Source organism: Paenibacillus thalictri, from assembly GCF_004307995.1.
Classification (GTDB): Bacteria; Bacillota; Bacilli; order Paenibacillales; family NBRC-103111; genus Paenibacillus_AF; species Paenibacillus_AF thalictri.
On record NZ_SIRE01000022.1, the window covers coordinates 132556 to 157076 of the forward strand.

The window sequence follows — 24521 nt, forward strand, 5'->3', positions numbered from 1 at the left end:
ATGATGAGGGATAAAGGGTGAAATCATGTCAAGAGACCAAATCGTCATTAAAGGCGCGCGAGCGCACAACTTGAAAAATATCGACGTCGTCATTCCGCGCGATAAATTTGTCGTGTTGACCGGCCTTAGCGGCTCTGGCAAATCATCTCTAGCTTTCGACACCATCTACGCCGAAGGTCAACGCCGCTATGTCGAATCGTTGTCGGCGTATGCCCGTCAATTTCTCGGGCAGATGGATAAGCCGGATGTGGATTCAATCGAAGGGTTGTCTCCGGCCATTTCCATCGATCAGAAGACGACCAGCCGCAACCCACGCTCAACGGTGGGCACGGTAACGGAAATATACGATTATCTGCGCTTGCTGTTCGCCAGAATCGGTCATCCGCATTGTCCCGACCATAAGATTGAAATTACATCCCAGACCGTGGAACAAATGGTGGACCGGATTATGGAGTACCCGGAGCGGACGAAGCTGCAAATCCTGGCTCCCATCGTCTCCGGACGCAAAGGCGAACATTCGAAGCTGCTGGAGGATATTCGCAAGCAAGGTTTTGTCCGCGTGCGCATCAACGGCGAAGTGATGGACGTTTCCGAGAAGATCGAATTGGAGAAAAACAAGAAGCACTCCATCGAAGTGGTCGTAGACCGGATTATTATTAAAGACGATGTGCAAACGCGTCTCGCCGATTCGCTCGAAACGGCGCTTAAAATGTCTAATGGCCGCGTTCTTGTCGATGTCATGGAGCAAGAAGAGTTATTGTTCAGCCAAAATTTGGCGTGTCCGGAATGCGGCTTTAGCATTGAAGAGCTGGCTCCGCGGATGTTCTCTTTTAATAGCCCTTTTGGCGCTTGTCCGGAATGCGACGGGCTTGGCAGCAAAATGATTGTCGACCCCGACCTGCTCGTTCCCGATCTGAAACGGACGATCGAAGACGGAGCATTCGAAGCATGGGCGGGCAGCACGTCCAATTATTATCCGCAGTTCCTGGCTGCCGTCTGCGAGCATTACGGGATTCCGAGAGACGTACCGGTCGGAGAGCTGTCGGAAGAGCAGATGAAGAAGCTGCTGAACGGCACCGGTGGGGAGAAAGTCCGCTTCCGTTATGAGAACGATTTTGGCCATACCAAAGAAGCGCTTGTTCCATTCGAAGGCATCATTCATAACTTGGAGCGCCGTTACCGGGATACATTCTCGGACGGTATTCGCGAACATATTGAGACGTACATGAGCGCTAAGCCTTGCGGTAAATGCAAAGGGAAACGGCTGAAGCCGGAAGTGCTTGCGGTGACCACCGGGGGCAAGAACATTGCGGATGTCACGTCTTATTCTATCGGCGAAGCGCAGTCGTGGTTTGATTCCTTGCAGTTGACCGAACGGGAGATGACGATTGCCCATCTGATACTGAAAGAAATTAAGGCTCGCCTGGGCTTCCTGGTGAACGTAGGGCTCGATTATTTGACTTTGAGCCGCTCTGCCGGTACATTGTCCGGCGGCGAAGCACAGCGTATCCGGCTGGCTACACAAATCGGCTCCAGCTTAATGGGCGTGCTGTACATTTTGGACGAACCGAGCATTGGACTGCACCAGCGGGATAACGACCGCTTAATTAAGACGCTGGAGCATATGCGCGATCTCGGCAACACGCTGATCGTCGTGGAGCACGACGAAGATACGATGCTGGCTTCCGACTATATCATCGATATCGGACCGGGCGCGGGTATTCACGGGGGGATGGTCATTGCCCAAGGAACGCCGGCAGAGATTATGGAAAATAACGACTCGTTAACCGGTCAATACTTAAGCGGACGCAAGTTTATTCCGATCGCCCCCGAACGCCGCAAACCCAACGGCAAGTGGCTGGAAATCCGCGGCGCGAAAGAAAACAATTTGCGCAACGTAAACATCAAAATACCGCTTGGCGTATTTGCCTGCGTGACAGGTGTATCCGGCTCCGGCAAAAGTACATTGATCAATGAAATTTTGTACAAAACATTAGCCCGTGAACTGAATGGAGCGAAGGTTCGGCCGGGTGAATACAAGGAAATCAACGGCTTGGAGCATGTCGATAAAGTCATTGATATCGACCAGTCGCCGATCGGGCGTACGCCAAGGTCGAATCCTGCGACGTATACGGGCGTATTCGACGATATTCGCGACGTGTACTCCGCAACCAACGAAGCCAAGGTTCGTGGTTACAAGAAAGGTCGGTTCAGCTTTAACGTTAAGGGCGGACGCTGTGAGGCGTGCCGCGGTGATGGAATTATCAAAATCGAGATGCACTTCCTGCCCGACGTATACGTGCCTTGTGAGATTTGCAAAGGGAAACGGTACAACCGCGAAACGCTGGAAGTGAAATATAAAGGAAAAAGCATTGCTGAAGTGCTGGAGATGACGATCGAAGACGCCTGCGAATTTTTCAAAAACATCCCGCGTATTCATCGCAGATTGCAGACGTTGCTTGATGTAGGCCTTGGATATATGAATCTCGGCCAACCTGCAACGACGTTATCGGGGGGAGAAGCGCAGCGTGTCAAGCTTGCTGCTGAATTGTACCGCCGCAGCACAGGCAAAACGATTTACATCCTCGACGAACCAACGACAGGTTTGCATATCGACGATATCGACCGGTTGCTGAAGGTGCTTCATCGCCTTGTTGAGAATGGCGATAGTGTGCTCGTTATCGAGCATAATCTGGACGTCATTAAAACCGCCGACTACATCATCGATCTCGGACCTGAAGGGGGAACGCGCGGCGGCAGTATCGTTGCCACCGGCACACCGGAAGACGTGGTCAAGGTGAAAGGTTCTTACACGGGGCATTATTTGAAACCGATACTGGAGCGCGATCGCGCCCGTTCGGAAGACTATGCAGCCTGCTTGAAGCAGATGGAGGATGCGGCCGTTTAGAAGCTGTCGCTGCTCGAACTAAACGTTTAATATCATAAAAGCCATCCCGCCAGTGATAGTGCTTTCCATACAGCAGCAGGTTTTTATTATTTCACCTGTCTACCGTATGGGGAGCATATCCTATATTGGTCCGGGATGGCTTTTTTAGATTCTCCTGGTTCTTAACTTATCGTTTGTTATCTCTCATACATTGCTTGCAGCTCGGCGTACAAATCGTCATCTTGCTCATAATTGCGTTCAGCGATAATGATGACCCCGTCGCGGTAAGAGACTTGTTTGCCAAGCGCTTCGCAGAGCACCCGCAGCGGCAAGTAAGTGTTATCTTGAATGATTTTTGCCGGAACCGGCAGGTCCATTTTCGTTTCGTTGACGGTCATCTGGCTTGCGTCTACGGTGATGCTGATCTTGTTGCCGCCGCCCGTGATTGTTATGGTTTGCGTCTCCGCATCCCATGCAACCTCAGCCCCTAAATTCTCAGAGACGAATCGAACCGGCAGCATGGTGTTTTCACTGTCGATGAGCGGTTTGGCCTGCAGTGTTTTTTTCGAGCCTTGGACAAAGGCATTGGAGTTGTTGATCGCAAGAACAACCATACCTTTCATCTTGGTTCTGGAAGCATCGGTAAGCATATTAGAGACGTAGCTGTCGATCGTGTGTTTATCCAGCACCGTTACATTAAAAGTTTGTTCCATGTCGGTAGCGGACACTTTAATAGAAGCATATCCCCGTTTTTTGGCTGTAATTACTCCGCTCTCCACAGACACCGTATCGGAATTGGATGATTCCCAGCTTGCATCCCCGCCTACGGCTTTCTCACTATAGTCGTTATACACAGAGACGGCTTCAGCCGGAATCGATTCGCCGACCAACATGTACCGTAAAGTGGAGGAGGTTCCCGCAGCGCTCGAGAGGCGCAAACTTTTCACCTTTAACTGCTGCTGTTTCTCGAAAGTGGCATCTCCTTTAGGGAATGAATCCAGCCATGTTCGCACCGGACTGCCCGCAGCGGTATCCAGGAAGTTGTAATTGAGATCGACCTTCTGCAGCTTGAAGCTTGAATTGAATAAAGGTGAAATATCGCTGATACCATTTGATGCTATTTGCAGCGTCTTCAGTTTGGAAAGGCCGCTTAAAGGCGTCAAATCGCGAATCCGGTTATTGTGCGCAGTGAGTGTCTCCAAGTTGGCGAGTGAAGATAGCGGTGCTAAGCTGCTGATTTGATTGCCCGAAATATCGAGAGAGCGAAGCCGCGAAAGCCCGGTCACAAAAGCGATATCCGGCAAATCGACATAAGTTAAATCAAGCTTGTACAGCTGCGGCAGCTTGGCTAACTGGGAATAATCCTGAATGGCATTGCTGTGCAGGCCGAGCTCTTGAAGCTGATTAAACCTGGACAAAGAAGAGACGTCCTGCAGCGACTTGCCACCAACTGATAAGTGGCGTAAATTGGCGGCTTCCGGCACAAAAGTTAAGTCAGTAACCGCATCGCTCCAAATATCGAGCTGTTGAAGCGAATGCATATTGCTCAGCAGGGCGGCAAGCTGCGTCGTAGCCAAATTACCTTGCAAATACAGGAGTTTCAGCTTGTTCAGCTTGGCGATTCCTTCGACGCCGTTGATCGTATTGTTCTGATTGCGAAGCGTGAGATCGCGAAGATCTTTTAAATCCGAAATAAACGACACATCGGCGTCTTTTGTATATAACATTTTCAGACTTTTGATATGGGTGAATTTCTTCAGCAGTCCGGCATCTTTGGCCATGTCCCCATTACCATAGTCGAAATCGAGGGCGGGAATCCGCGAAAGATCCCATTCGGTCACAGGCTCCTGCGGTTTTTCCAGCATGGTACGAATCATCTTCTCGAAATCGGCGCTTTGAAAAACGACAGGCGTCAGATTGGCTTTCTCCCCATTTGGTTTGGCCCATTCGCTTAAGAAAGCCGCTTGCTCATCTTTATCGGGAATGTCAAAAAAGCGAACCGTATAAGTAATGGCGGTAGGAGCCCCGCTAGCCGTTTCGATGCCTGTAATTTGCACATCGTATTCATCGTTATGGACAATCGAACCTACATGGGCGGGGCGAAATATAATACAGTTGGCTATACCGAAACCCGACGTTTCAACATTAAAATAATTACGTTCGGGAAAAAGCTTAGGATCGGTTACGATGCCCTTGTCCTTCTGGCCGAAGGTCCAAACTTTGCCGTCTGCTTTTCGAGTTAGGACAACTTTGACTTTGTCGGCCGACGGGACTTTGTATTGGTCCGGGTTTAGGCTAATGGACCAGGCATCTCTGTGTTTGAAGCTGTTGGTCGGAAAGGCTCCGCTGCTTGGCCAAGCGACATATGGCTTAGAAAACAGCGGCGAACCGCTTTTGTCAAAAACTTGCATCGGAGAATAAGCAGCGTTTCCTTGGGCGAAACCAAATCCGATTTTTTTGAGCGGCGGATTCAGAATCCAGCGGCGATGTCCGACGCGGTCAATGTTGCTCATATCGCTATCGCTCATATAACCGAGGACCGTGGAGTGCAAAGTCGAAAGTCCCATGTATAAATTGCTGCTGCTTGTCGACTGATAGCCGATTTTGTAAAAGCCGTCGTCTACGGTTGGGGGTTTCTCCGGGTAATGAGACAAGCCCTTATCCCTTACCGCCAGCAGGACAGCCCCATATTGGGCCTGGTTGTTCAACTGCGGGTCTGCAACCAAATCGTCGGGCAATCCGGCTAAAAAGCGCACATAATTGGCCATATTGACTCCGTCTTGAATAAATTCGGCATTCAGCTTGCCTGTTGAGTAGGGGGGCACCATCAATGGCGTTTCGATGAATGGGCTTCCGGTATATTTGGGGCGGTATTGATCCCATTTGGCAATAATTTCCCCCGGAGTGTGCCCTGCTTGATCCGCTGCTTTGGCTTGTCCGCTCCAAGCGAGGGACATGCACAACGCAGCCGCACCAAACAAGGCGCGTTTGGTCCAATGTACATACAATCGTTCAGTCATGTAATCTCCTCCATCTGTCAGTTCTTTTACTATATCGGCAAAATTAAGGAAATGTTTACCTATGGTCATAAAGAAACGATATACAGTCAAAAAAGCCATCCCGAAAGGACGGCTTGGAATTGAAAAGCATACGATTAGGACGCTAATAGCTGCGACAATTTCTCTTGCATGGCGTGAATGCCGACACGGTTTACGAATTGATGAAACGTTTCCTCATCGCAGCGGTATTCTTTGTAGAACAAGATCAGTTGAGCGAGAACGGGGCCAAGGTCATCGGCTTTGACACGGCCTTTGAGTGGTTCGTTAAACTTCGCGCCCGGTCCGAGAATGCCGCCAATGGCGATCTCGAAAGCTTCTTCCATGCCCTTCGGCGTTTGGATGAGCGTACCTTGCAGCCCGATATCGGCGATATGTTTTTGGCCGCAGGCGTTGGGACAACCGATAAAGTGAATGCGAATCTCCTCGTCCAGTTCGATATGGGCATCCAAATATTGCGCCACTTGCACAGCGCGTTCTTTCGTTTCCACGATCGCCAAATTGCAAAATTCACTGCCCGTACATGAGACGGTGCGGCTCATAAACCGGTTCGGGTAAGGGCTTAATCGTTCCAGCAGCGGTTCGGCAAGCACCTTGGGGACATTGGCGTCAGCAACGCCGGATAGGATTATATTTTGCGAAACGGTTGTACGCAGTAGCTGATCCCCGTATTCATCGGAGATGCGGGCCAGCTCGGTCAGCTCACGAGCATTCATGCGGCCTACCGGAACGTTGAGGCCGATATAGTTCAAACCTTCTTGTTTTTGCGGGTGCACGCCGTCAAAATAGGCCGCTTTCCAGCCGACAATCTTGTCGTCGCCACGCGACGGCATTTCGCCGATCAGCTCGAAGAGCTTCTCTTTGAATCGTTCTGCGCCCCAATCGGCCACCAAAAACTTCAGACGCGCATGATGGCGTTTTGCGCGGTAACCCTCATCGCGGTAAATCGTCGTCACCCCAACGGCAACCTTGAGCACATCGTCCGGACGGACAAACAGATCAAGCTGCTGTGCCAGATGTGGTTTCGCTGACAAACCGCCGCCAACCCAGACGTGAAATCCGAGCACTTCCTCGCCGTTCAACATTTTGCTGGCTGGAGTAAACGCCAAACATTGAATTTCAGCATGGCCGGAGTTATAAATATTCGAAGAAATGGACATTTTATACTTGCGCGGCAAATTTGAAAAATCACGGTTCAGCAGGAAAAAGCCGTTAACCTGATGGACTAGAGCGGTCGTATCCATCAGCTCGTCCTTATCGATTCCGGCCAGCGGATTACCGACAATCGTGCGCGGACAGTCGCCGCAGGCTTCGTAAGAATATAAGCCGACGTCCTCCAGACGGTAAAAAATATCCGGTATATGCTCGATACGCAGCCAGTGGAATTGAATGGCTTGGCGGGTCGTGATATCGATCAGACCGCGTCCGTAATCCCGGGCGATCTCTGCCAGCGTTCGGGCTTGGTCTGTCGTCAATAAGCCTGAATTGATACGGACACGCATCATAAAGTGGCCGTCCTTTGGTTTTTGCTCATACACGCCGGCCCATTTGAAGCGCTGCATATCGTCTTCTTCGATGGCGTCGTAACCTTCACGGGCATACGTTTCAATCATGGTGCGGATAACGTCAAGGCCATCCTTCTGCAGCTTTATGAGCTCCATCTTGTTCAGCTTGGTTGGATCTTCCGCCCAAATCGGCTTATATGCCATATTGCAGTTCTCCCTTAAACGTGAAAAAGGTAAATTCCGATGGTTTTAGTATGATATGTTACAATAATAGTAACACGTTTGCTTCATGCCGTAAATCAGGCAAGGCTTACATAATATTAAAAAAGGTAATCGCCTGTCCTTTTGTTCAGCTGTCTTGACGAATTGGAATTGGTGACAAACTTGTTACACTTGGATGGTACAGCTTGCATATGAATGCAAGTCACGATAATATTGATACTAGGCAATTTGTACATTAAAGGGGGTCTACCGATGTTTTTGGCTGAAGGAGCGGCAGCAGCGAGCAACTTCAACGGATTTGACGTATTTGTCATTCTGTTTACGATAATTATTGCCATCGGCGTTATTCGCTTGTTTGCAGCTAAAAAGCGGAATCCGTTCGCTATCGGTTTCGGTCTTGTAAGTCTGGTTGTTTTTTTGGTCATGGACGTAGTTATGTTTATGCACTGGGCGGACAAAATTTAAGAAGCATGGAATGAATTAAAAAAAGCCCTTTTCGTTCTGGTGAACGAAGAGGGCTTTTCGCTATGATATGATCTTATTAGTGCGGGGTATGGGGGCGAGCTTATACCCACCACATCTCGGTCAATGGTTCGCGGACCAGCACTTGCTGCAGATTTTGCACCGCTTTGGTGAAACCTTCGTCGATGGACATCAAGCCGTCTTCGTGTTCGATGCTGACGACGTAGTCGTAGCCGACCAGACGAAGCGCGCTGATGATGTCGGCCCATGTTTTCATGTCGTGGCCATAACCGACGGTACGGAACTGCCAAGCGCGGTCCAGCATTAGCGTATACGACTGCATGTCGGTCACGCCGTGTTTGTTGACATTGATCGGGTCGATCGACGTATCCTTGGCATGGAAATGATGAATCGCTCCGGCCCGGCCCAAAATTTGCACCGCTTGCACCGGATCAATGCCTTGCCACCACATATGGCTTGGATCCAGGTTGGCGCCGATGACGTCGCCCGCAGCTTCGCGCAAACGCAGCAGCGTGGCCGGCGTGTGTACGGAGAAGCCGCCGTGCAATTCGAGGCCGATCTTGACACCGCGTTCGGAGGCGAATTTACCGGTTTCCGTCCAATAAGGAATTACCTTTTGTTCCCACTGCCAAGCCAAAATCTCTTGATAATCCGGCGGCCATGGAGCAACCGGCCAGTTCGGGTACTTCGCGTCCTCATGATCCCCAGGGCATCCGGAGAATGTGTTAACGACAGGAACTTCCAATCTGTTAGCAAGCTCAATGGTTTTGGCAATCGTATCTTGTGAGTCTTTGGCGATATGCTTTTGCGGGTGAAGCGGGTTGGCATGGCAGCTGAGCGCGCTGATCATCAAACCACGCGAAGCGATGGCTTGCTTAAACGCTTTCAGTTTGCCTTCGTCGGAGAGCAGGGCATCCGGATCGCAATGCGCGTTGCCAGGGTATCCGCCGGTACCGAGTTCAACGGCATCCAAGCCTTTGGATGCGATATAATCGAGCGCTTCTTCAAACGGCTTTTGCCCGAATAATACGGTAAAAACACCTAACTTCATAGGTACACCTCCGTTATATGTAACGAATGAACGCGCGTACGTTCAGTCATACCTATTATACCATCGTTTGTTGCCCGGAGAAAAGTGCGATATCGCATACAAACAGCGCAAAATCGGATATGCTGGCGGTTTTCTGCTTTTCGGCAGACAAGCTTGCGGCAAAAAGAAAGGCGGCCTTTAGGGGGCCGCGACTAAAGCTATATAAATGAGGCAATACGTTATTTATCTTCTGCGCTTGTCCGTCAACTGGAACTGGTTGACCAACTGCAGCAGCGAGTTGGTGATGACCTCCACGCTGGTTGAGGCATTGCGCACGGTAAACATGTCGCTCATCAGTTCGTGTACGGTTTTCTCCACATCGGAGGAGATTTTACGGTTCTGGATACTGACGACCGCGACCTGCTCAATTAGCTTCACCATATCGTTAACCACCTGTAATCTTACGCTGTCCTGTTGACCGGCATCGCGCAGCACCTCGACGGTGGCGTTGACCAGCCGTGCGCCTTCGGTCACCGCAAGATTGCCTTCTTCCATCGAAGTGAGAGCGACAGACGCGTTTTGTTGGATGCCCGTGATCGTCTCATTGATGACGGTAGCCGAATTCACGGTCATATCGGCAAGCTTGCGAATTTCGCTGGCGACGATCGAGAAACCTTTGCCGTGCTCGCCAACACGCGCCGCTTCGATGGAAGCGTTCAGTGCAAGCAGATTGGTTTGTGCGGAAATTTCACGGATCACCTGCAGAAAATCGGTGATTTTTTGTGTAGACACAAGAAAGGCGCTGATTGTCCGGTTAGTTTCCAGCACTTTATCTTGAATCTGCTTCATTTTATCGCCGATGTTGGCGACTTCGGTCTGGGCGACGGCAATTTGATTCGATGCGGTTTGTTCCAGCGCCATCAGCGTGGTGCTCATCTGCTGTGCGACATCGCGGGCCGAGTCGATGTCCTTTAACTGATTAAGCGTACCGGAGATCATGTCGTCGATTTTGTTTTTCACGCGATGCGTCGATTTTTCCGATGATGAGGTGTTGACGCTGAGCAGCTTCTGGCTTCCGTCAACATCCAGTGTTGCCAGCTTCACCTGTGAAATAATGCCTTCTTGAGAGTCGATAAAATTGTTGATCCATTTGGTAATTTCCTTCAACTCATCGTTGGCGAATTCGGAAAGCGGCAGCCGCTGAGTCAAATCGCCTTGGCCCTCCGCAACCTTCCGTATAAATTCATGGATGATATGAAGCCCGTCCACGACCGGCGATGTTCCGTAACGGCTCAGAATCAACCGGCCGCTCCATCCGGTAAACAGGATCCAGATGAGCGCGGCAATGCCTGCCCATGCAGCCCCTCCGTAATTAGCGGCGAGACCGATCAGCACACTGCCAAGCAAGGCTGAGATGACCGTGATCCACGCATACAGACGAATAATGCGCAGATGAACGCCGCGGATCCGGTATACTTCCTCCAGATCGCCTTCGCACATCAGACCCCAGACGTCGGGACAATGCGGAAGCTGAAATGTAACGCCTTTACCGATAACCGGAATATGCCGATAGTCGGAATATCCAGGAAACTCGACGAACAGATTGCTGCCGTTGGCAATCGTACTGGCAACGCCCGGGTGAAGCTTGCCGGTCGCCGGGTCGGTAAACATGAGCTCCAATTCGGTATGCTCTTTCACCTTTACGATGCCCCAATCCGTTTTAACCCCATCCTTCAAGTTCTCGCCATGGGTGAACGTAAAATCCTCGAACCGGCTGCGGGAAAGCGCCGTTCCCGGTGCTATGTGTTTGTTCAGCACAGGCTTAGCCATAAATAAATAGTTATCGCCGGAATCGGGATATACGTGCCCGGATTCCCGCTGGATCAAGTCGCCCAATACATCGTTGGGAACGCGGCCGCACAATAAAAAGACACGTTCGTCCGGGCGGATAATTGGCGTTATGTACAGCAGCGTCATTTCGTCGTGGAACTTGGAGGTGCTGGGTCCAATCTGTGACGTGAGCGGGTCTGCGTAAGGTCCGAACAGGCACGGGCCCCCTTGTTGGGCATGCTGGATGCCAAGAAACATCGGGGACTCCCATGAATGCTGCCTGCCGATGTGAAGCGAGTAGGTCGAATGAACAACGACGCCTTGGTCGTCCAGCAGCAGCAGCTCCGAGAAATCGCTGCCCCGGTCCATCACCGCTTCGAAATAAGGGGCATAGGAAGCGATATCGGCTTCGCCCCGGGTATCCATGACATAAGACTCCACCTGGCGGCGCAAACGGTCCAGATGCCCCCAATACTCGCGACACCAACTGTTCAGAAGGTCTATCCTCGTTTGTGCAATGCCTTCAAAAATATCCTCGACGACCGGTTTTCTATGCCGGTTCAATCGATAAGACCACCATAACGGCAACCCTTTGCGAAATCCTAACCAATCAAACATGGCATCCACTCCCTGGTCCATCCTCGTTTAGCCCGTTTTCCGAATATTAACAAGATAATTGATGCGGATTATTTGTGTGAGCTTTGTTACTATTTTACTTACACATAAACTGACATGTCAATATGTGTAATTATTTATTATTTTATAACTTGCCGATTTAATTACGAATAATGACGTGAAAAACATTGGTAATGTTCGTCTTGGGCTGTTGCGAAACATAACATTGGACAAAAGATGACTAGATTTTATATTTTGAAATAGAAATTTGGGAAGGAAATATAACATTTGAAAGGAGTGGACGAAAAGGAGGAGGGGTGGACAAAATAAAAGCCCGTTCCGTTTACGTAACGGAAGGGCATAATTAAGGCCAGTTTAGCAGGCCGCGGTATATATGCAGCACGGTTTCCTCGCTGCCGCTGTAAACGACGACAGCAAAGATGACAATAAGCTGAGTGATGGCGCAACGCGTGTAAAAGTATAGCTTTGAAACTTTGCGTTTATTGACGGTAGAGAAGCCCAGCAGGCTTTCCAGAGCGATTACGACGCCGTGATAGACGCCATATAAAAAATACAGCCAGCTGAAGCCGTGCCATAATCCCATCAGCACCATGATCAGGACCGATAAGCCGGCCGTTGTCCATCGTCCCGGGGTTTTCCGGGAAAAGAGCATAAAGATATGGTCGCGGAACCAATCGCCAAGCGTAGCATGCCAATTTCGCCAAAACTGCGTAAGGGTGGGCGACTGAAACGGTTTTTTAAAGTTCTCCGGAATATTGTAGCCCATTAATCGGCCGAAACCGATGGCTATGTCCGAATAACCGGAGAAATCGAAGAAAATCAAGGCATAGAACCATATCATCAAAAACAGCGATTCATGGGTGTGCAACTCATGCCCTCTCATTTTGTCGAACACATCGGTCATCCAGGTGACCAGCACAATTTTTTTGAAAATTCCGAGAATGATCCGTTTGACGCAAGCTTCCACAATGGAGGCATCGACCTTGTAAGGCTGCTTGGTATCGGCCATAAAATCGCGGAATTTTAAAATCGGGCCCGACGTAAAAGTTGGTATGAACAAAATATAGTTGGCGTAATCAATCGGTTTCGCTTTGGCGTCTTGTCCGACGAAATAAGCGAAATAATGCGAGTCGATAACCTTCAGTACATTATAAATAAGACCAAGCACCATCACCACATCAAACAGCGGATGCTCCACCTTAAGCATGCCGTATATGCGCAGTAGCGACACCCCGGCAATATTAAGTCCCACCAGCGCGATAAACAAGCCTCTGCGTCCCGAGGAAGCGGAGCATAACCAACGGAAGCCGATATAGTTGACCGCGGTATAAACGAGATTAAACACAAACAACTGCTTGCTGAACACGGCCAAAAAAGCGAGGTTGAACAGCAGCAGCGCAACCCTTTTGTTATCCGCCCAGCGGCGGGTCAAGCCTAGAACGACAGCCATGCCGACCATAGCCATGACCGCGTTCATATTTAAGTACCACATAGGGAGACTCCTTAGAGTTTTGCGTAAGCAAAACTTGCATCGTAAGCATAAACTTAAAGCTTTCCGAAGGAAAGCTTGCATCGAAAGCGTTAAAAGCCCTCGTAAATAAACAAACCTTTGCCTGTAAAATGAATCAGCACGATCAGCAGCATGACCAAATAGACGATTACTTCGACGGTTTTTCTAGCGAACGGAGCCATCCGTCCACCTCCTTCGTAAACACCGGCGCGCCTTCCTTGCGGCTGAGGTGCACGAGATCGTGAAAGTACTTGGGGTCGTACGTTTGCAGCAAATCAAGCACCGGTACGCCATATAGTTCCAGACGGCGGTTAATGTCTTCCTTTAAAGCAGGCATGTAGCGCGGCAGCTCATATCCCCGGTTCCACGGCATCCAGACGACACGCAGCGGCAGGCCGCGGTCTTTGGCGTATGCCAAAATCCAATCAAGCGCCTGCAAATTGGCTTTGAAATCGGGCATCGTCATCCAGCCGAACCGTCGGTCATAATCGCTCCATTTGGCTTTAAGCTCGTCGGGCTGCGTTTGCCCGAAATACAGCTCTTTGTCGATCCAGCGCGGCTCATAAGCCAAGCTGCCTTTGAAGGCGTTGCGCACGAACTCCCCGCCAGAATCGCGGAAATAGTCGCGGTAGGTGTAGACATACGGCTGATACCACGGTTTAAACCATTGGTAGGTGGGGTCCGTCTCCAGGGCGTCAAGCATCGTATGCACATCGATGCCTATGACAAGCTGGCCTTTCACGTCGTACAAGCCGCGCTCCAAAATCTCTTTCAAATCGGTCAGCTTGCCGTAGGACAGCCCCATCTCGGTCAGGCGCACCTGGGCATCTTCTTCGATATAAGCGCCGGTTACGGAAGAGTTACCGAAGAAAACCGGGCCGGAATCGGCCCAGTTGTGATGGTACAGCGTTTTGGTAAAGTCGTTTTTGTAGAAGCGGCGCGAGGTGACCATCGGGTTCCACCACGATACCGCCAGATCGGAAAGCACAAACGCCGCCAGCAGCATCAGCACAAAGCTGTTGCTGCGCAGTATTTTTACGAGTTTCATCGTCATCACATCTTACAGAGATTTTTGCTGCCAGGCGTGGTATTGCTCGCGGAACGCCGCCGGCCATTGCGCTTCGTCCAGGCCGAATTGCGACAGGAAAGCGAACGTCCAGCGTTCGATGCCGAAGCCGACACAGCCGGTAACCGCGTTTCTTTTGCCCATTTTAATGTTAAAAGCGTTGCCGAACGTGTTGCTGTGGAAATTGACGGAGCTGCACGCAATCGATTTATTCACATAAGGAATCGTCAACCGCAGCTCGTATTTCATCTCCTGGTTACGCTGGAACGAAGCTTTTACTTGAAAATCGTTGGTGAAAAACGGATCGTTGGCGATTTCCATCATGCTGTCCACGTTCCATTCCGCAGCCAGCTCTTTTAAATATTCAATCGATTTAAGACGGTTTTCCTTCACGAACTCCGGCTTGCCGACAAAAATAATTTCGCGCATGCTGAAATCGAGCAGACGTCCGAAGTCGCCGTGATTTTTCGACTCGAAGCGGTGGCATTTGGAGATGGCCGTAACGACCAGCCCGTCGCCTTCCAGCGTCTCATTCTGCAATCCCTCGTAGCAGTGGTAACACGTCGAAGGGTTCATCGCAAACTTCGGTTTAGGCATCGTTTCTTGCAAATCCAGCAGATCGTCTTGCTTCCAGCCGCCCGCGTCGCGGATCGTCTGGGAGAACGTTTCGATCACGTCGAGATCCTCGCGCAGATGAGTCAGGAAATGAATATGCTCGGGAAACGATGTGAAGTGGTTTGTTTTATTCAGCGTGTCGCAGTGAATGACCGCCGGGTACGATTCCTCGGTCAAACCTTCGAATTTGCCGGCGATTTTGGTGACAAACGAATAGTCGAAAAACCGCATCAAACTGGAAAACGGCTCGCGGAATATGAACAGGCCGGGCTCCAGCACCTTGATGATTTTTTTGTTCACCAGCTCGGCGATAATATCGCCTTCGTACGGTTTCGGACCGTGATGCTCGAACAGCAGATTTTCTTTAAAACCAAAATCCCCGCCTGAGAAACGGTTGATCAAACGCTGCACGCGTTCTCTGATTTCTTGATCGGTTTTCTGCGACTGGTGCACGATGTGCAGAGAGCCGTTCTCCAGCCAAATATCTTGTATATGCTCGTCGATAAAAGCGGCAGCATATTTCACCTGCCCGTGCTGGCTTTCAGCCAGCCCTTCAAGGGATACGACGCATTCCATGCTGGTTACCTCGCCTTCTTAACGCCGATAAAGTCGGCAATTTCCTTCACTGTGTTCAGCGGATGAAGCATCAAATCCTGATTGGTCACTTGAATGCCGTAAGTTTTCTCGATATGGGCGATCAGCGCGGTTGCGCCGATGGAATCGATGTACCCGTAATCGAAAAGGTGCACATCAACGGTAAATTCATCGTCATCTTCGTCGATTTCGTAACGGTTGCGGATGTGCTGCTCCAACTCTTGCAGGACGGACATGGGAAACCTCCTATAGTGATTTGCTAGGAATTGCAATTTGTAAAATGAGTCAGTGGCCACAGCAGAGCGGCACTGGCCTTTCTTGTGCCGCTAGGACGGCAGCGCAGGTTGGAAAGGACAGCTCGGCCCCGGACAGTTAACCCGGAATTGGTCCAGACGATCCGGCTAATCAACCGCCTCTTAGAACCATTTAGGGCGAAGCGCCTGCACCCGTCAGGCTGATCACGATCCGGCTGACATCGCCGTAACGGGTAATCGTATAGCTTTGATCGCTCTCGTTGTGCTCTACCTTCACGCCGTCGCCTTGAACGTCGATTGGGCGTGCGCTGACGAGCTTGATTTGCTGCAGTCCCGGGGATAGGAGATCCACGGTCCAGCGGTTTGCATCCCGCTGCAGTTTCACCGGCATGTTGGCACGCACGATATGCGGCCCGCGGGAATCGGGGAGTGCGGCGCCGAAGCGGACCTGTGCCGTGCCTTCCCCGACGCCGGCATACAGCCGGCTGCCCTGCGCGGTCCAGATGTCCGCGTCGGTCGACAGCGGACGGTCGGCAAAAGCCGCCCCCGGCTCTACGACATAGCCAAGCGATTGCTTATACAGCCCGGCGAGCTCCGGCACCGCACCCGTTTGTGCGGAGACGTGAAGCGTACGCGCCGGATTTCTTCCGGCCAACCGCTTCAGCTTTTCCCAGGCGATTGCGCCGTAAGAGCGGGTAACCTTCGCTTGCGAGGTGAACGCCGCCAAGAAAGAACGGGCCATCTGCGGTTCGGTCATAAAGTTGTAATCGTATTTGCCGCGGATATCCTCCAGGAATTTGACAAATTCCAGCAATTCCGGCACACGTGTCGGAAAATGGTATTCGATATGTTCGAAATAGTCGATTGGCAAGTCGAATGCTGCGTACGTATCGTACAAGTCGACCGTGGAATATGTCGGATCCAGCCGCAATACCGGAGCCGGCGTATACAGCATCATCGGCTGCTTGAAGGTATTATCGCGCAGCAGGAACGGCAGCCCCCAGATGTATTCGGGCGTTGTGCCGAGCCGCGGATCGTTTGGCGTATTGGACGGCCGATAGCCGAAGTTAAACCACATGCCGGCGTCGTTTTCGTTTTTGAACGTTTGCGCCGCGACCGGATTGTTGACACGCCATGTATGCTGGTTTGTGCCCGGCGTCCCCCACGGAATGCCCAGCGTGTCGAATGCTTTGCGCTGCAGCGCGATTTCCTGCTTCTCCTGCTCATCGCTCGTATAGTTATGAACGAATACGTGCGGATAAAGTTCCATATGATTGTCTTTGTTGTATTGGATAAAAGCGTTCAACTGCTCTTTATAAGGAAATTGCGGATCGTCAATATTCGACGGGATGCCGAATTCCAACTGGCCGACGATCAGGTCGTCTTTGCCGTCATGATTAAGGTCATACCAAAGCGGCACCGAGTTGTGCCCGCCGACCAGCGCTTTGTTGCCGATCTGGTTCGTTGTCGCGCCTTCGATTACGCCGGCAGGCTGCCATGGGCCGCTGTCCGTCTGCAGGAACACGCGCAGATCGCCTTCCACGCTGCCGGCGACGAGATCGAGCTTGCCGTCGCTGTTCATATCGCGCAGCGACGGCGCTGCAAACGACGCGCCGATCTGCGCAATTTCGCGCCCCTCGGCGAATGCGAGGGGCTGGCCGGCGATGCCGCGGAACAGCGTAACGCGGCCGTCTCCGCCGCCGACGGCGAGATCCGGCACGCCGTCGCCATCGACAGCGCCGAGCGCGGGCACCGCCGGCCCTTGCACGCGCAGCGGCGCGCCGCCGGCGGTCAGCGCCACCGGCGCGGCGAAGCCGCCTTGGCCGCCGAGTGCGGCGAGAACGGCGCCATCGCCCGTCCCGATCACGAGATCGGGACGGCCATCGCCGTTCAAGTCGCCGACGGCGACCGAGGCGAAGCCGCCCGGCGCGGTCAGCGCGGCGCCGCTGGCGAGCCGCAGCGGCTGCGGTGCGGCGAACGCATCGGGCGCCGACGCACCCGCGGGCAGCTGCTGGCTGCCGTAGGCGTCCGGCTGCGCGCCGAGGTTCGCGTACGCCACGATTTTGCCGTCCGCGGAGCCGACGATCAAGTCGGGCTTGCCGTCGCCGGTAAGATCGGCTAGGGCCGGCGCCGCGCGATAGGGTTGATCAATCGCGTCGCCCAGCGATTTGTATTCCGGGTATTCGGCAAGGCCGACCGCTTGTCCGTCCGCCATCAGCCGGGTACCGCTGGAATAAAACGAGTTGGGCGTTTCACCGGCAAACTGCGGTTTGGCGTTTGTGCCCATATTCAGGTGAACCACCAGACTTTCCCGCCAGCGTCCCCAAGTGAACGAAGAGCGGACAAGCGAAAACGACGGGATCTGGTTGTACTTTTTGAGCAGCTCAGCCCATTGAATGCCTTCGCCGTCACGGATCGCCTGCAGCGCCTCAAAATGGTTCTGATACGCCATGGCGGGACGGCCGTAGGTGCCCAGCACCTTCTTCAGGCTGTAGCCAAGCCGATGCTTGGACACGTAAGCCGCATATTCATCCCGGAACAGCCGATTGGCCGCGGCAAACGTATAATTGTAATAAGGCTCCAGCGGCAGCTGCTCGCGGTTGAAATAAAGCGCGCCGGGTACCGGCTTTTTCGCGGCGTTGACTTGCGCCTGCAGCTGCGGAAACCCTTGCCCGGCGTCCTGGCCCGAAGCCAAATCGGAGCCGGTGATGAAATACCGGTTCGGCAGCAGCGTCCCGCTCAGCATGACCGAACCGCGGCCGTATTGATTCATCGTGTACAAGGAAATGCCCTGCATGGAAACGAGTGTTTCCGCGGTCGAAGGTACGATGCCGCGCCCCCAGGAAAAACCGGGCATGGCGCTCATGTCCGTCCGCTTGAAATAATTGTCGGCAAAGCGGTGGAATACTTGCTGCATGCCTTCGAGATTGCTTTCCGCCGCCGGATATTCAAACTGCGGTTTGCCGCTGACAGCAGGCACATCGACAACCGACGCCGCCCCCAGGAAATCGGGAGGGAAATCGCCGGCGAACACATTTTCCAAAAACAAAGAACCGCCTTCGGCCACGTAACTTTTTAACATGTCGGAATACCGGTTTCCGGCCTTATGTACATTCGGGTCCAAATATACAGCGTCATACTGCTTTAACTGGCGTGGACTCATGCCGCCAAGATCCAGCTTCTCTACTTTAAGATTGGCATTCAGCGTCTGCTCGAACGAGTCGAAAGCGGACAAATCTTCATCCTGCCCCGCGGTGGCGTATAACAGCCGAACCGATTCTTCCCTGTCGACAAAAAAAGAAGCGGCTCCGGCCGCCAGCAGCGTGCAGGCTGCAAAAATCGAAATGCGGAGGAGCAACCGTTTCAATGAAATCCCTCTGTTTTCAAGGTGTCTATCCTTGCTATTATAGCACGTATCGGATTCTTTGTTAACTTTAGGGCGGCCGCGGATATCGCTGCCAATTGCTGTGAAATGTCGTTTGATGTCGGCTGGATGCGGAAGTATTGACAAAAAGCTTTTTACAATATATCTTTAAATCAAGATAATTGAGTTGAAGATAAAAATGTGATGGAGGTGCATGAAGGTGACTCCGCCAACTATACAGAATGACGAGGCGCTTTCGCTTAAGCTGATGGTCGTCTTGTCCAAAGCTTATAAAAGCGTTATGGAGAAAGCGGCCAAGGATATTAAACGTTACGGCATGTCTCCCTCTGAATTCGGCATTTTAGAGGTGCTGTATACAAAAGGGAAGATTCCTATTCAGAAAATCGGCGAGAAAATATTGATTTCAAGCGGCACGATGACATATAACGTGGACAAACTTGAGAAGCGGGGATTGGTTGCGCGAATCCCTTGCCAAGAGGATCGGCGGGTGGTGTATGCGGAATTGACGGATGACGGCAGGCAACTGTTCGAACGCATTTTTCCGCAGCATGCGGCTGAAGTGAATCATATCTTCAGCGGGCTTACCGCCGAACAAAAACTAGAAGCGATAGAAATGCTCAAAATCATAGGCAAAGGAGTGCATATTGATGACAGAAACATATCGGACAATTGAGGGGATTTACCGCGGAGCGCCGTTTCATATGGTAGGTGACGGATTTCGGGTATCCAACTATTTTCCATCCGTGAACGATTTAGGCCAAAGATTCAGTCCGTTCCTGCTGTTGGATTATAACGCGCCTTATGTGTTTCCGCCCAGCGATACCGTAAAAGGCGTTGGAGCCCACCCCCACAGAGGCTTCGAAACTGTATCGATCGCTTATGAAGGGTACGTTGAGCATCATGACAATCATGGCAATCACGGGATTATCGGACCTGGCGATGTGCAGTGGATGACGGCGGGCTCCGGATTGCTGCACAAGGAGTATCATGAGAAAGAGTTTTCCCGGCGTGGGGGAACGTTTCATTTTATTCAGCTGTGGGTTAATCTTCCCCGGGCGGATAAGATGCATCCTCCGAAATATCAGGAATTGCTCAAGAAAGATATGGGCAGAGTTGCGCTGCCCGACCAAGGCGGAGAAGTCCGCATCATTGCTGGGGATTACAACGGCACTCGCGGTCCGGCCTCGACGTTTACGCCGATTCATCTTTTCGATATTCAATTTAATAAGAACGGTAAAGCGCAATTCGAGCTGCCGGCCTCCTATAATACTGCGGTTTTGGTGCTCAAAGGCAAAGCACAGATGAACGGTGACAAGCCGGCTAACGAAGGGGACTTCGTATTGTTTGACAATACGTCCGGGCTCATTGCAATAGAAGGTCTGACGGACGATACGCTGGTCATAGTTCTGAGTGGCGAACCGATTGACGAACCGGTCTATCAGCATGGACCTTTTGTGATGAACAGCCGTGAAGAGATTATAGAAGCTTTCAAAGATTTTCAATCCGGTAAAATGGGCAACGCCAATTTCTGAGCGGTGTTCCAGGTGTAATTCTCAATATCCGGCTTGTTTCCGGGCAAATCAGAAGCGGTTTATATTAACAGCACGCGCTTAGTTGGTTGTTGCCGCTGTTTTCTGATAAACTACCGATATATAAGAATGTCGGAGGAATGTAACCATGCGGCGAGTACGCAGAGAAGATATTGAATTGTTGGCCCCTGCGGGGGATTGGGATTGTATGAGGGCGGCCGTGGCGAACGGAGCGGACGCGATCTTTTTTGGAGTGGAAAAGTTCAACGCCCGGGCGCGCAGCAAAAACTTTACGACGGACGAGCTGCCCGATATCATGTCGTTTCTTCATCTATATGGGGTGAAGGGCTTTCTTACATTTAATATTCTCGTTTTTGAGGACGAGATGGAAAGCGCCAAGCAGCTGGTAGAGGCTTGTATCGCGGCGGGCGTGGACGCTGTAATTGTGCAGGATTTGGGTTTGGTCAAAATGATCCGGGACATTTCTCCGGACTTCCCGATTCACGGTTCGACGCAGATGACGATTACGTCCCCGGAGGCAGTTGAGTTTACGAAACCTTTCGATATCGAAAGGGTCGTGCTGGGTCGTGAAAACAACTTGAAGCAAATCCAGACGATCGGCGAACAAGCCAAGCAGCCGATGGAAGTGTTTGTGCACGGGGCTTTGTGCGTTTCATATTCCGGGCAATGTCTTACTTCCGAGATGTGGGGCGGCCGTTCGGCGAATCGCGGTGAATGCGCTCAAGCATGCCGGTTGCCCTACGATCTGATGGTCGACGGCGTACAGAAGCCGATGGGCGATATCGCCTATTTGCTGTCGCCTAAAGATTTGGCCGCGCTTGAACTGATTCCGGAGCTGATCGAAGCGGGTGTTGTGTCGTTTAAAATCGAAGGGCGTCTGAAGAGCCCGGAATATGTCGCCAACGTGGTGAGCAAATACCGAAAGGCAATCGACCGGTATTTTGAAGGGCAAGATCCGAAGCCGACAAAAGAGGAGCTGCGCGAGCTGGAGCAAAGTTTTTCGCGTGGGTTCACTTACGGTTTCCTGAAAGGCACAAACAACAAGCAGCTGGTGGAGGGTACTTACCCGAAAAGCCGCGGCGTATATCTGGGAAGAGTCAAGCAGGTGCTGCGCGACGGTGTGTTGTGTGAGCTGGAAGCGTCGTTGAAGCGCGGCGACGGTATCGTTTTTGACGCGGGCGATCCGACGAAGAAGGAAGAAGGCGGGCGCGTCTACGATTTGCGCCGCAAAGGCAACAAGCTGGAGGGCGAAGCGCCGGGCGGGCTGATCGAAATTGTGCCGGGCCGCAGCGACGTCGACTTGAAACGGGTGCATGTCGGTGACCGCATCTGGAAAACAAACGATCCGCATCTCGACAAGCGGCTGCGCCAAACATTCGAGACGGACAAGCCGTACCGCGTATTCCCGGTACGCATTAAGGTGACCGGCGCTGCCGGCCAGCCGCTGAAGACGGTATGGCACGATGTGCAGGCCGGCCATACCGTGACGGTCGAGTCGGAGCTGGCGCTGGTGACGGCCGAGAAGCGGCCGATGGACGCGGCGCTGTTCGAGGAGCAGCTCGGCCGTCTCGGCGGCACGACCTTCGCGCTCGAGCGGGTCGACGCGCATCTCAGCGGTGAGCTGATCGTGCCGATGCGCGAGCTGAACGCGATCCGCCGCCGCGCGGTGGAGCTGCTGGAAGCGCAGCGCCGCCAGCCGCGCGAGTTCATGCACAGCCGCGTCGACGTGTACGCCGATGCGGCTGCGCAAGGGCCGTCGATGCTGCCGAGCGGCGGCCGGGCTCAAGCACGGCTGACTGCGCTGTGCCGCACGCTGGAGCAGGTGCGCGCGGCGGCTGAACTCGATGTCGAGATGATTTACGCCGACTTCGAGTTCATCAAGCAGTTCCCGGCCGCAGTGGAGGCCGCACGCGCAGCGGGCAAACGCATTGCGCTGGCAACCCCGCGCATTCATATGCCGGGCGAGACGGGATATTTTCAGAATATCATCAATTTGCGTCCCGATGCGGTCCTTGTACGCAATACCGGAGCGGCATATTGGTTTATGAAACGGCGTCAGGAGCGTCCGGATGAGTATCAGCCGGAGCTGATCGGCGACTTTTCGCTGAATGTGGCCAACCATAAAACGGCTGCGTTGTTTTTGGAGTCCGGGCTGCAGCGGGTGACCCCGTCGTATGATCTTAACATTCAGCAAATGGTCGATATGCTGGGGCGTTCGGATACGTCCAAGCTGGAACTGGTCATTCACCAGCATATGCCGATGTTTCATACGGAGCACTGCGTGTACTGCACGTTTTTAAGCGAAGGTACAAACTATATGAACTGCGGCCGTCCTTGTGAAGATCATCGCGTTTCGCTGCAGGACCGGATTGGCATGTCGCATCCGGTGCGGGTGGACGAAGGCTGCCGCAATACGGTATACAATGCGATTGACCAGTCCGGCGCCGAATATATCCGCAACTTCATGGAGCTGGGTGTACCGCGCTTCCGGGTGGAGTTTCTGGAGGAGACGGCGGATAAGGTGCGCGAGGTGATTGCTTTGTACCACCGGGCGCTGCGCGGCGATATTACAGGAACCCAAGTATGGAAGTCGCTGAAGGCGACCAACCAGCTTGGCGTCACACGCGGACAATTGGTAAAATAATGGATAGACCGGATCTTGGGCATGCGCTGCATGAGTGTCGGCGAAGAAACCAGGACCTATAATAAATAAGCAAACACAAAAAGACGCTTCCGTTACCGGGAGACCGCTGAAAAAGTGAACGCTGCATGAGCGAATTATTCCTCCGATCGCCAATTGTCTCCGAATTTCTTGGATTATACCCGCATGTGGCGGATGAAATTCGGAGACAAAAGCGAACGCTGGCGCTTCTCCGGAATAATTTCGCTCACTTCGCTACTTTTTCAATGGCCTCCTTCGCCGGAATGCGTCTTTTTGTGCAAAAAAAGGCTCTTAGCACGCCATCTCTATCGCCCAAGAGGATCTAATGGACTTGAGACCTGACAAACGTAACGGAGCGGAGCGGTGCCTGTGCTACAACGGCCCGTTATCAACGTTACCGTTGAAGCAGTCCAAGCACCTCTTTGACCAGCATAGTGAGCTTAGCCAGCGCCGAAGCGGATGGAGCAAGTTTATTCATATCCCAGGCGAATTGCGGGCTTGTCCGATAATCGGTCGGGTACGGGATGACATAAACGCCTTGGTTTTTAAAATGGTGCACCGCCCGTTCCATATGATACGCCGATGTAATCAACAGCGGCTGCTTGAATCCGTGCTCGGTGAGGATACCGCGGGTATGCTCGGCGTTCTCCGCGGTATTGCGGCTTGTATCGTCCAGCAAAATAGCCGATTCGGGAACGCCCAGCGAGATCATTGTTTGCTTGGCGATCCGGCCTTCATTCCCGGTATCGGCGAACACTTGGCCGCCGGAAACGATGATCGGCAGTCTGCTTTTCCGGTAAAGCTCCACCGCAGTGACGGCACGGCTCAAGGTATCTCCGGTAAGACCGCCGATACCGCCGGTGCCGGGAGCGCCGCCAACGGCTCCGCCGGTCAGTACGACGATTGCATCGGCGGAAATATCCGCCGGAGGCGTGTAGCGGTACTCCCATGCCCTCAGCAAGCTGTCGCTGAGCAGCGGCATACAACACAAATACATGAACCCGGCAAGCAGTGCGGATAGAAGAGCCGCCCGTTTATGGCTGCGATACAAATAAAGGGCCAGCAGCAGCGCAAGTAAAATAAACAGGCCGGGGGGGCTGATGAGACTAAAAATAAATTTTAATATATACAGCATCACATTGCAGTTCCCTTCGGATTTCTGTTTGTATTATACTACGCCGGAGGTTCTTTTTTCACCAGAGCCTGCATAAAGTGTATGACAACTCCCGAGTAAGG

General features: G+C 52.3%; 15 protein-coding genes. 5 read left to right on the plus strand and 10 right to left on the minus strand.

What is annotated here, in order from left to right; translation table 11 throughout:
• Positions 1–25 precede the first annotated feature (25 nt).
• The gene (gene uvrA / locus EYB31_RS27880; RefSeq protein ID WP_131016757.1) at positions 26–2908 is read left to right on the plus strand and encodes an excinuclease ABC subunit UvrA; all 2883 of its coding nucleotides are present in this window, start codon (positions 26–28) and stop codon (positions 2906–2908) included.
• Between the two features lie 176 nt (positions 2909–3084).
• Here uvrA and EYB31_RS27885 read toward each other — a convergent pair whose 3' ends face one another.
• The gene (locus EYB31_RS27885; protein WP_165452656.1) at positions 3085–5907 is read right to left on the minus strand and encodes a stalk domain-containing protein; all 2823 of its coding nucleotides are present in this window, start codon (positions 5905–5907) and stop codon (positions 3085–3087) included.
• 134 nt (positions 5908–6041) lie between these two features.
• Positions 6042–7652, minus strand: coding sequence for a nitrite/sulfite reductase (locus EYB31_RS27890; protein ID WP_131016759.1), 1611 nt, complete (start codon positions 7650–7652; stop codon positions 6042–6044).
• Positions 7653–7922: 270 nt separating this feature from the next.
• On the opposite strand from EYB31_RS27890, the gene EYB31_RS27895 reads away from it, so the two are divergent.
• Entirely contained in the window at positions 7923–8135 is a 213-nt protein-coding gene (locus tag EYB31_RS27895) for a hypothetical protein (RefSeq protein WP_131016760.1), read from the plus strand.
• 100 nt (positions 8136–8235) lie between these two features.
• Here the strand turns inward: EYB31_RS27895 and EYB31_RS27900 are convergent, their stop codons facing one another.
• The 7 genes from EYB31_RS27900 to EYB31_RS27930 all read right to left on the minus strand — a co-directional run bounded on the left by EYB31_RS27900 (position 8236) and on the right by EYB31_RS27930 (position 19055).
• A complete protein-coding gene (locus tag EYB31_RS27900) occupies positions 8236–9204 on the minus strand; it encodes a sugar phosphate isomerase/epimerase family protein (protein WP_131016761.1) in 969 nt (322 codons plus the stop codon).
• Between the two features lie 222 nt (positions 9205–9426).
• The gene (locus EYB31_RS27905) at positions 9427–11631 is read right to left on the minus strand and encodes a methyl-accepting chemotaxis protein (protein ID WP_131016762.1); all 2205 of its coding nucleotides are present in this window, start codon (positions 11629–11631) and stop codon (positions 9427–9429) included.
• Between the two features lie 361 nt (positions 11632–11992).
• The gene (locus EYB31_RS27910) at positions 11993–13141 is read right to left on the minus strand and encodes an MBOAT family O-acyltransferase (RefSeq protein WP_131016763.1); all 1149 of its coding nucleotides are present in this window, start codon (positions 13139–13141) and stop codon (positions 11993–11995) included.
• 166 nt (positions 13142–13307) lie between these two features.
• Positions 13308–14207, minus strand: a complete 900-nt coding sequence (locus EYB31_RS27915; protein WP_131016764.1) for a hypothetical protein — start codon at positions 14205–14207, stop codon at positions 13308–13310.
• 12 nt (positions 14208–14219) lie between these two features.
• On the minus strand, positions 14220–15416 hold the full coding sequence (locus tag EYB31_RS27920) for a class-II aminoacyl-tRNA synthetase family protein (RefSeq protein WP_131016765.1): 1197 nt from the start codon (positions 15414–15416) through the stop codon (positions 14220–14222).
• Positions 15417–15421: 5 nt separating this feature from the next.
• Positions 15422–15670 carry an acyl carrier protein gene (locus EYB31_RS27925; RefSeq protein ID WP_131016766.1) on the minus strand — a complete coding sequence of 83 codons (249 nt, stop codon included), beginning with the start codon at positions 15668–15670 and terminating at the stop codon, positions 15422–15424.
• Positions 15671–15860: 190 nt separating this feature from the next.
• On the minus strand, positions 15861–19055 hold the full coding sequence (locus EYB31_RS27930; protein ID WP_170318278.1) for an FG-GAP repeat domain-containing protein: 3195 nt from the start codon (positions 19053–19055) through the stop codon (positions 15861–15863).
• Positions 19056–19266: 211 nt separating this feature from the next.
• Here EYB31_RS27930 and EYB31_RS27935 point away from each other — a divergent pair, with 211 nt between their 5' ends.
• The 3 genes from EYB31_RS27935 (at position 19267) to EYB31_RS27945 (ending at position 23267) form a co-directional block, all read left to right on the plus strand.
• Positions 19267–19746: a MarR family winged helix-turn-helix transcriptional regulator gene (locus EYB31_RS27935; RefSeq protein ID WP_131016767.1), complete on the plus strand. Its 480-nt coding sequence runs from the start codon at positions 19267–19269 to the stop codon at positions 19744–19746.
• Positions 19721–20605: a pirin family protein gene (locus EYB31_RS27940; RefSeq protein WP_131016768.1), complete on the plus strand. Its 885-nt coding sequence runs from the start codon at positions 19721–19723 to the stop codon at positions 20603–20605. The genes EYB31_RS27935 and EYB31_RS27940 overlap by 26 nt, the downstream gene beginning before the upstream one ends.
• A 145-nt stretch (positions 20606–20750) precedes the next feature.
• On the plus strand, positions 20751–23267 hold the full coding sequence (locus EYB31_RS27945) for a U32 family peptidase (RefSeq protein ID WP_131016769.1): 2517 nt from the start codon (positions 20751–20753) through the stop codon (positions 23265–23267).
• 412 nt (positions 23268–23679) lie between these two features.
• On the opposite strand, the gene EYB31_RS27950 is transcribed toward EYB31_RS27945, so the two are convergent.
• The gene (locus EYB31_RS27950; RefSeq protein ID WP_131016770.1) at positions 23680–24420 is read right to left on the minus strand and encodes a YdcF family protein; all 741 of its coding nucleotides are present in this window, start codon (positions 24418–24420) and stop codon (positions 23680–23682) included.
• Positions 24421–24521 lie beyond the last annotated feature (101 nt).

Coding starts and splice junctions, on each gene's coding strand:
- EYB31_RS27900 (WP_131016761.1), bottom strand. CDS start 9,204: ATGAAGTTAGGTGTTTTTACCGTATTATTCGGGCAAAAGCCGTTTGAA.
- EYB31_RS27950 (WP_131016770.1), bottom strand. CDS start 24,420: ATGCTGTATATATTAAAATTTATTTTTAGTCTCATCAGCCCCCCCGGC.
- EYB31_RS27920 (WP_131016765.1), bottom strand. CDS start 15,416: ATGGAATGCGTCGTATCCCTTGAAGGGCTGGCTGAAAGCCAGCACGGG.
- EYB31_RS27940 (WP_131016768.1), top strand. CDS start 19,721: ATGACAGAAACATATCGGACAATTGAGGGGATTTACCGCGGAGCGCCG.
- EYB31_RS27935 (WP_131016767.1), top strand. CDS start 19,267: ATGAAGGTGACTCCGCCAACTATACAGAATGACGAGGCGCTTTCGCTT.
- EYB31_RS27885 (WP_165452656.1), bottom strand. CDS start 5,907: ATGACTGAACGATTGTATGTACATTGGACCAAACGCGCCTTGTTTGGT.
- EYB31_RS27905 (WP_131016762.1), bottom strand. CDS start 11,631: ATGTTTGATTGGTTAGGATTTCGCAAAGGGTTGCCGTTATGGTGGTCT.
- EYB31_RS27945 (WP_131016769.1), top strand. CDS start 20,751: ATGCGGCGAGTACGCAGAGAAGATATTGAATTGTTGGCCCCTGCGGGG.
- EYB31_RS27895 (WP_131016760.1), top strand. CDS start 7,923: ATGTTTTTGGCTGAAGGAGCGGCAGCAGCGAGCAACTTCAACGGATTT.
- EYB31_RS27925 (WP_131016766.1), bottom strand. CDS start 15,670: ATGTCCGTCCTGCAAGAGTTGGAGCAGCACATCCGCAACCGTTACGAA.
- EYB31_RS27910 (WP_131016763.1), bottom strand. CDS start 13,141: ATGTGGTACTTAAATATGAACGCGGTCATGGCTATGGTCGGCATGGCT.
- EYB31_RS27915 (WP_131016764.1), bottom strand. CDS start 14,207: ATGAAACTCGTAAAAATACTGCGCAGCAACAGCTTTGTGCTGATGCTG.
- uvrA (WP_131016757.1), top strand. CDS start 26: ATGTCAAGAGACCAAATCGTCATTAAAGGCGCGCGAGCGCACAACTTG.
- EYB31_RS27890 (WP_131016759.1), bottom strand. CDS start 7,652: ATGGCATATAAGCCGATTTGGGCGGAAGATCCAACCAAGCTGAACAAG.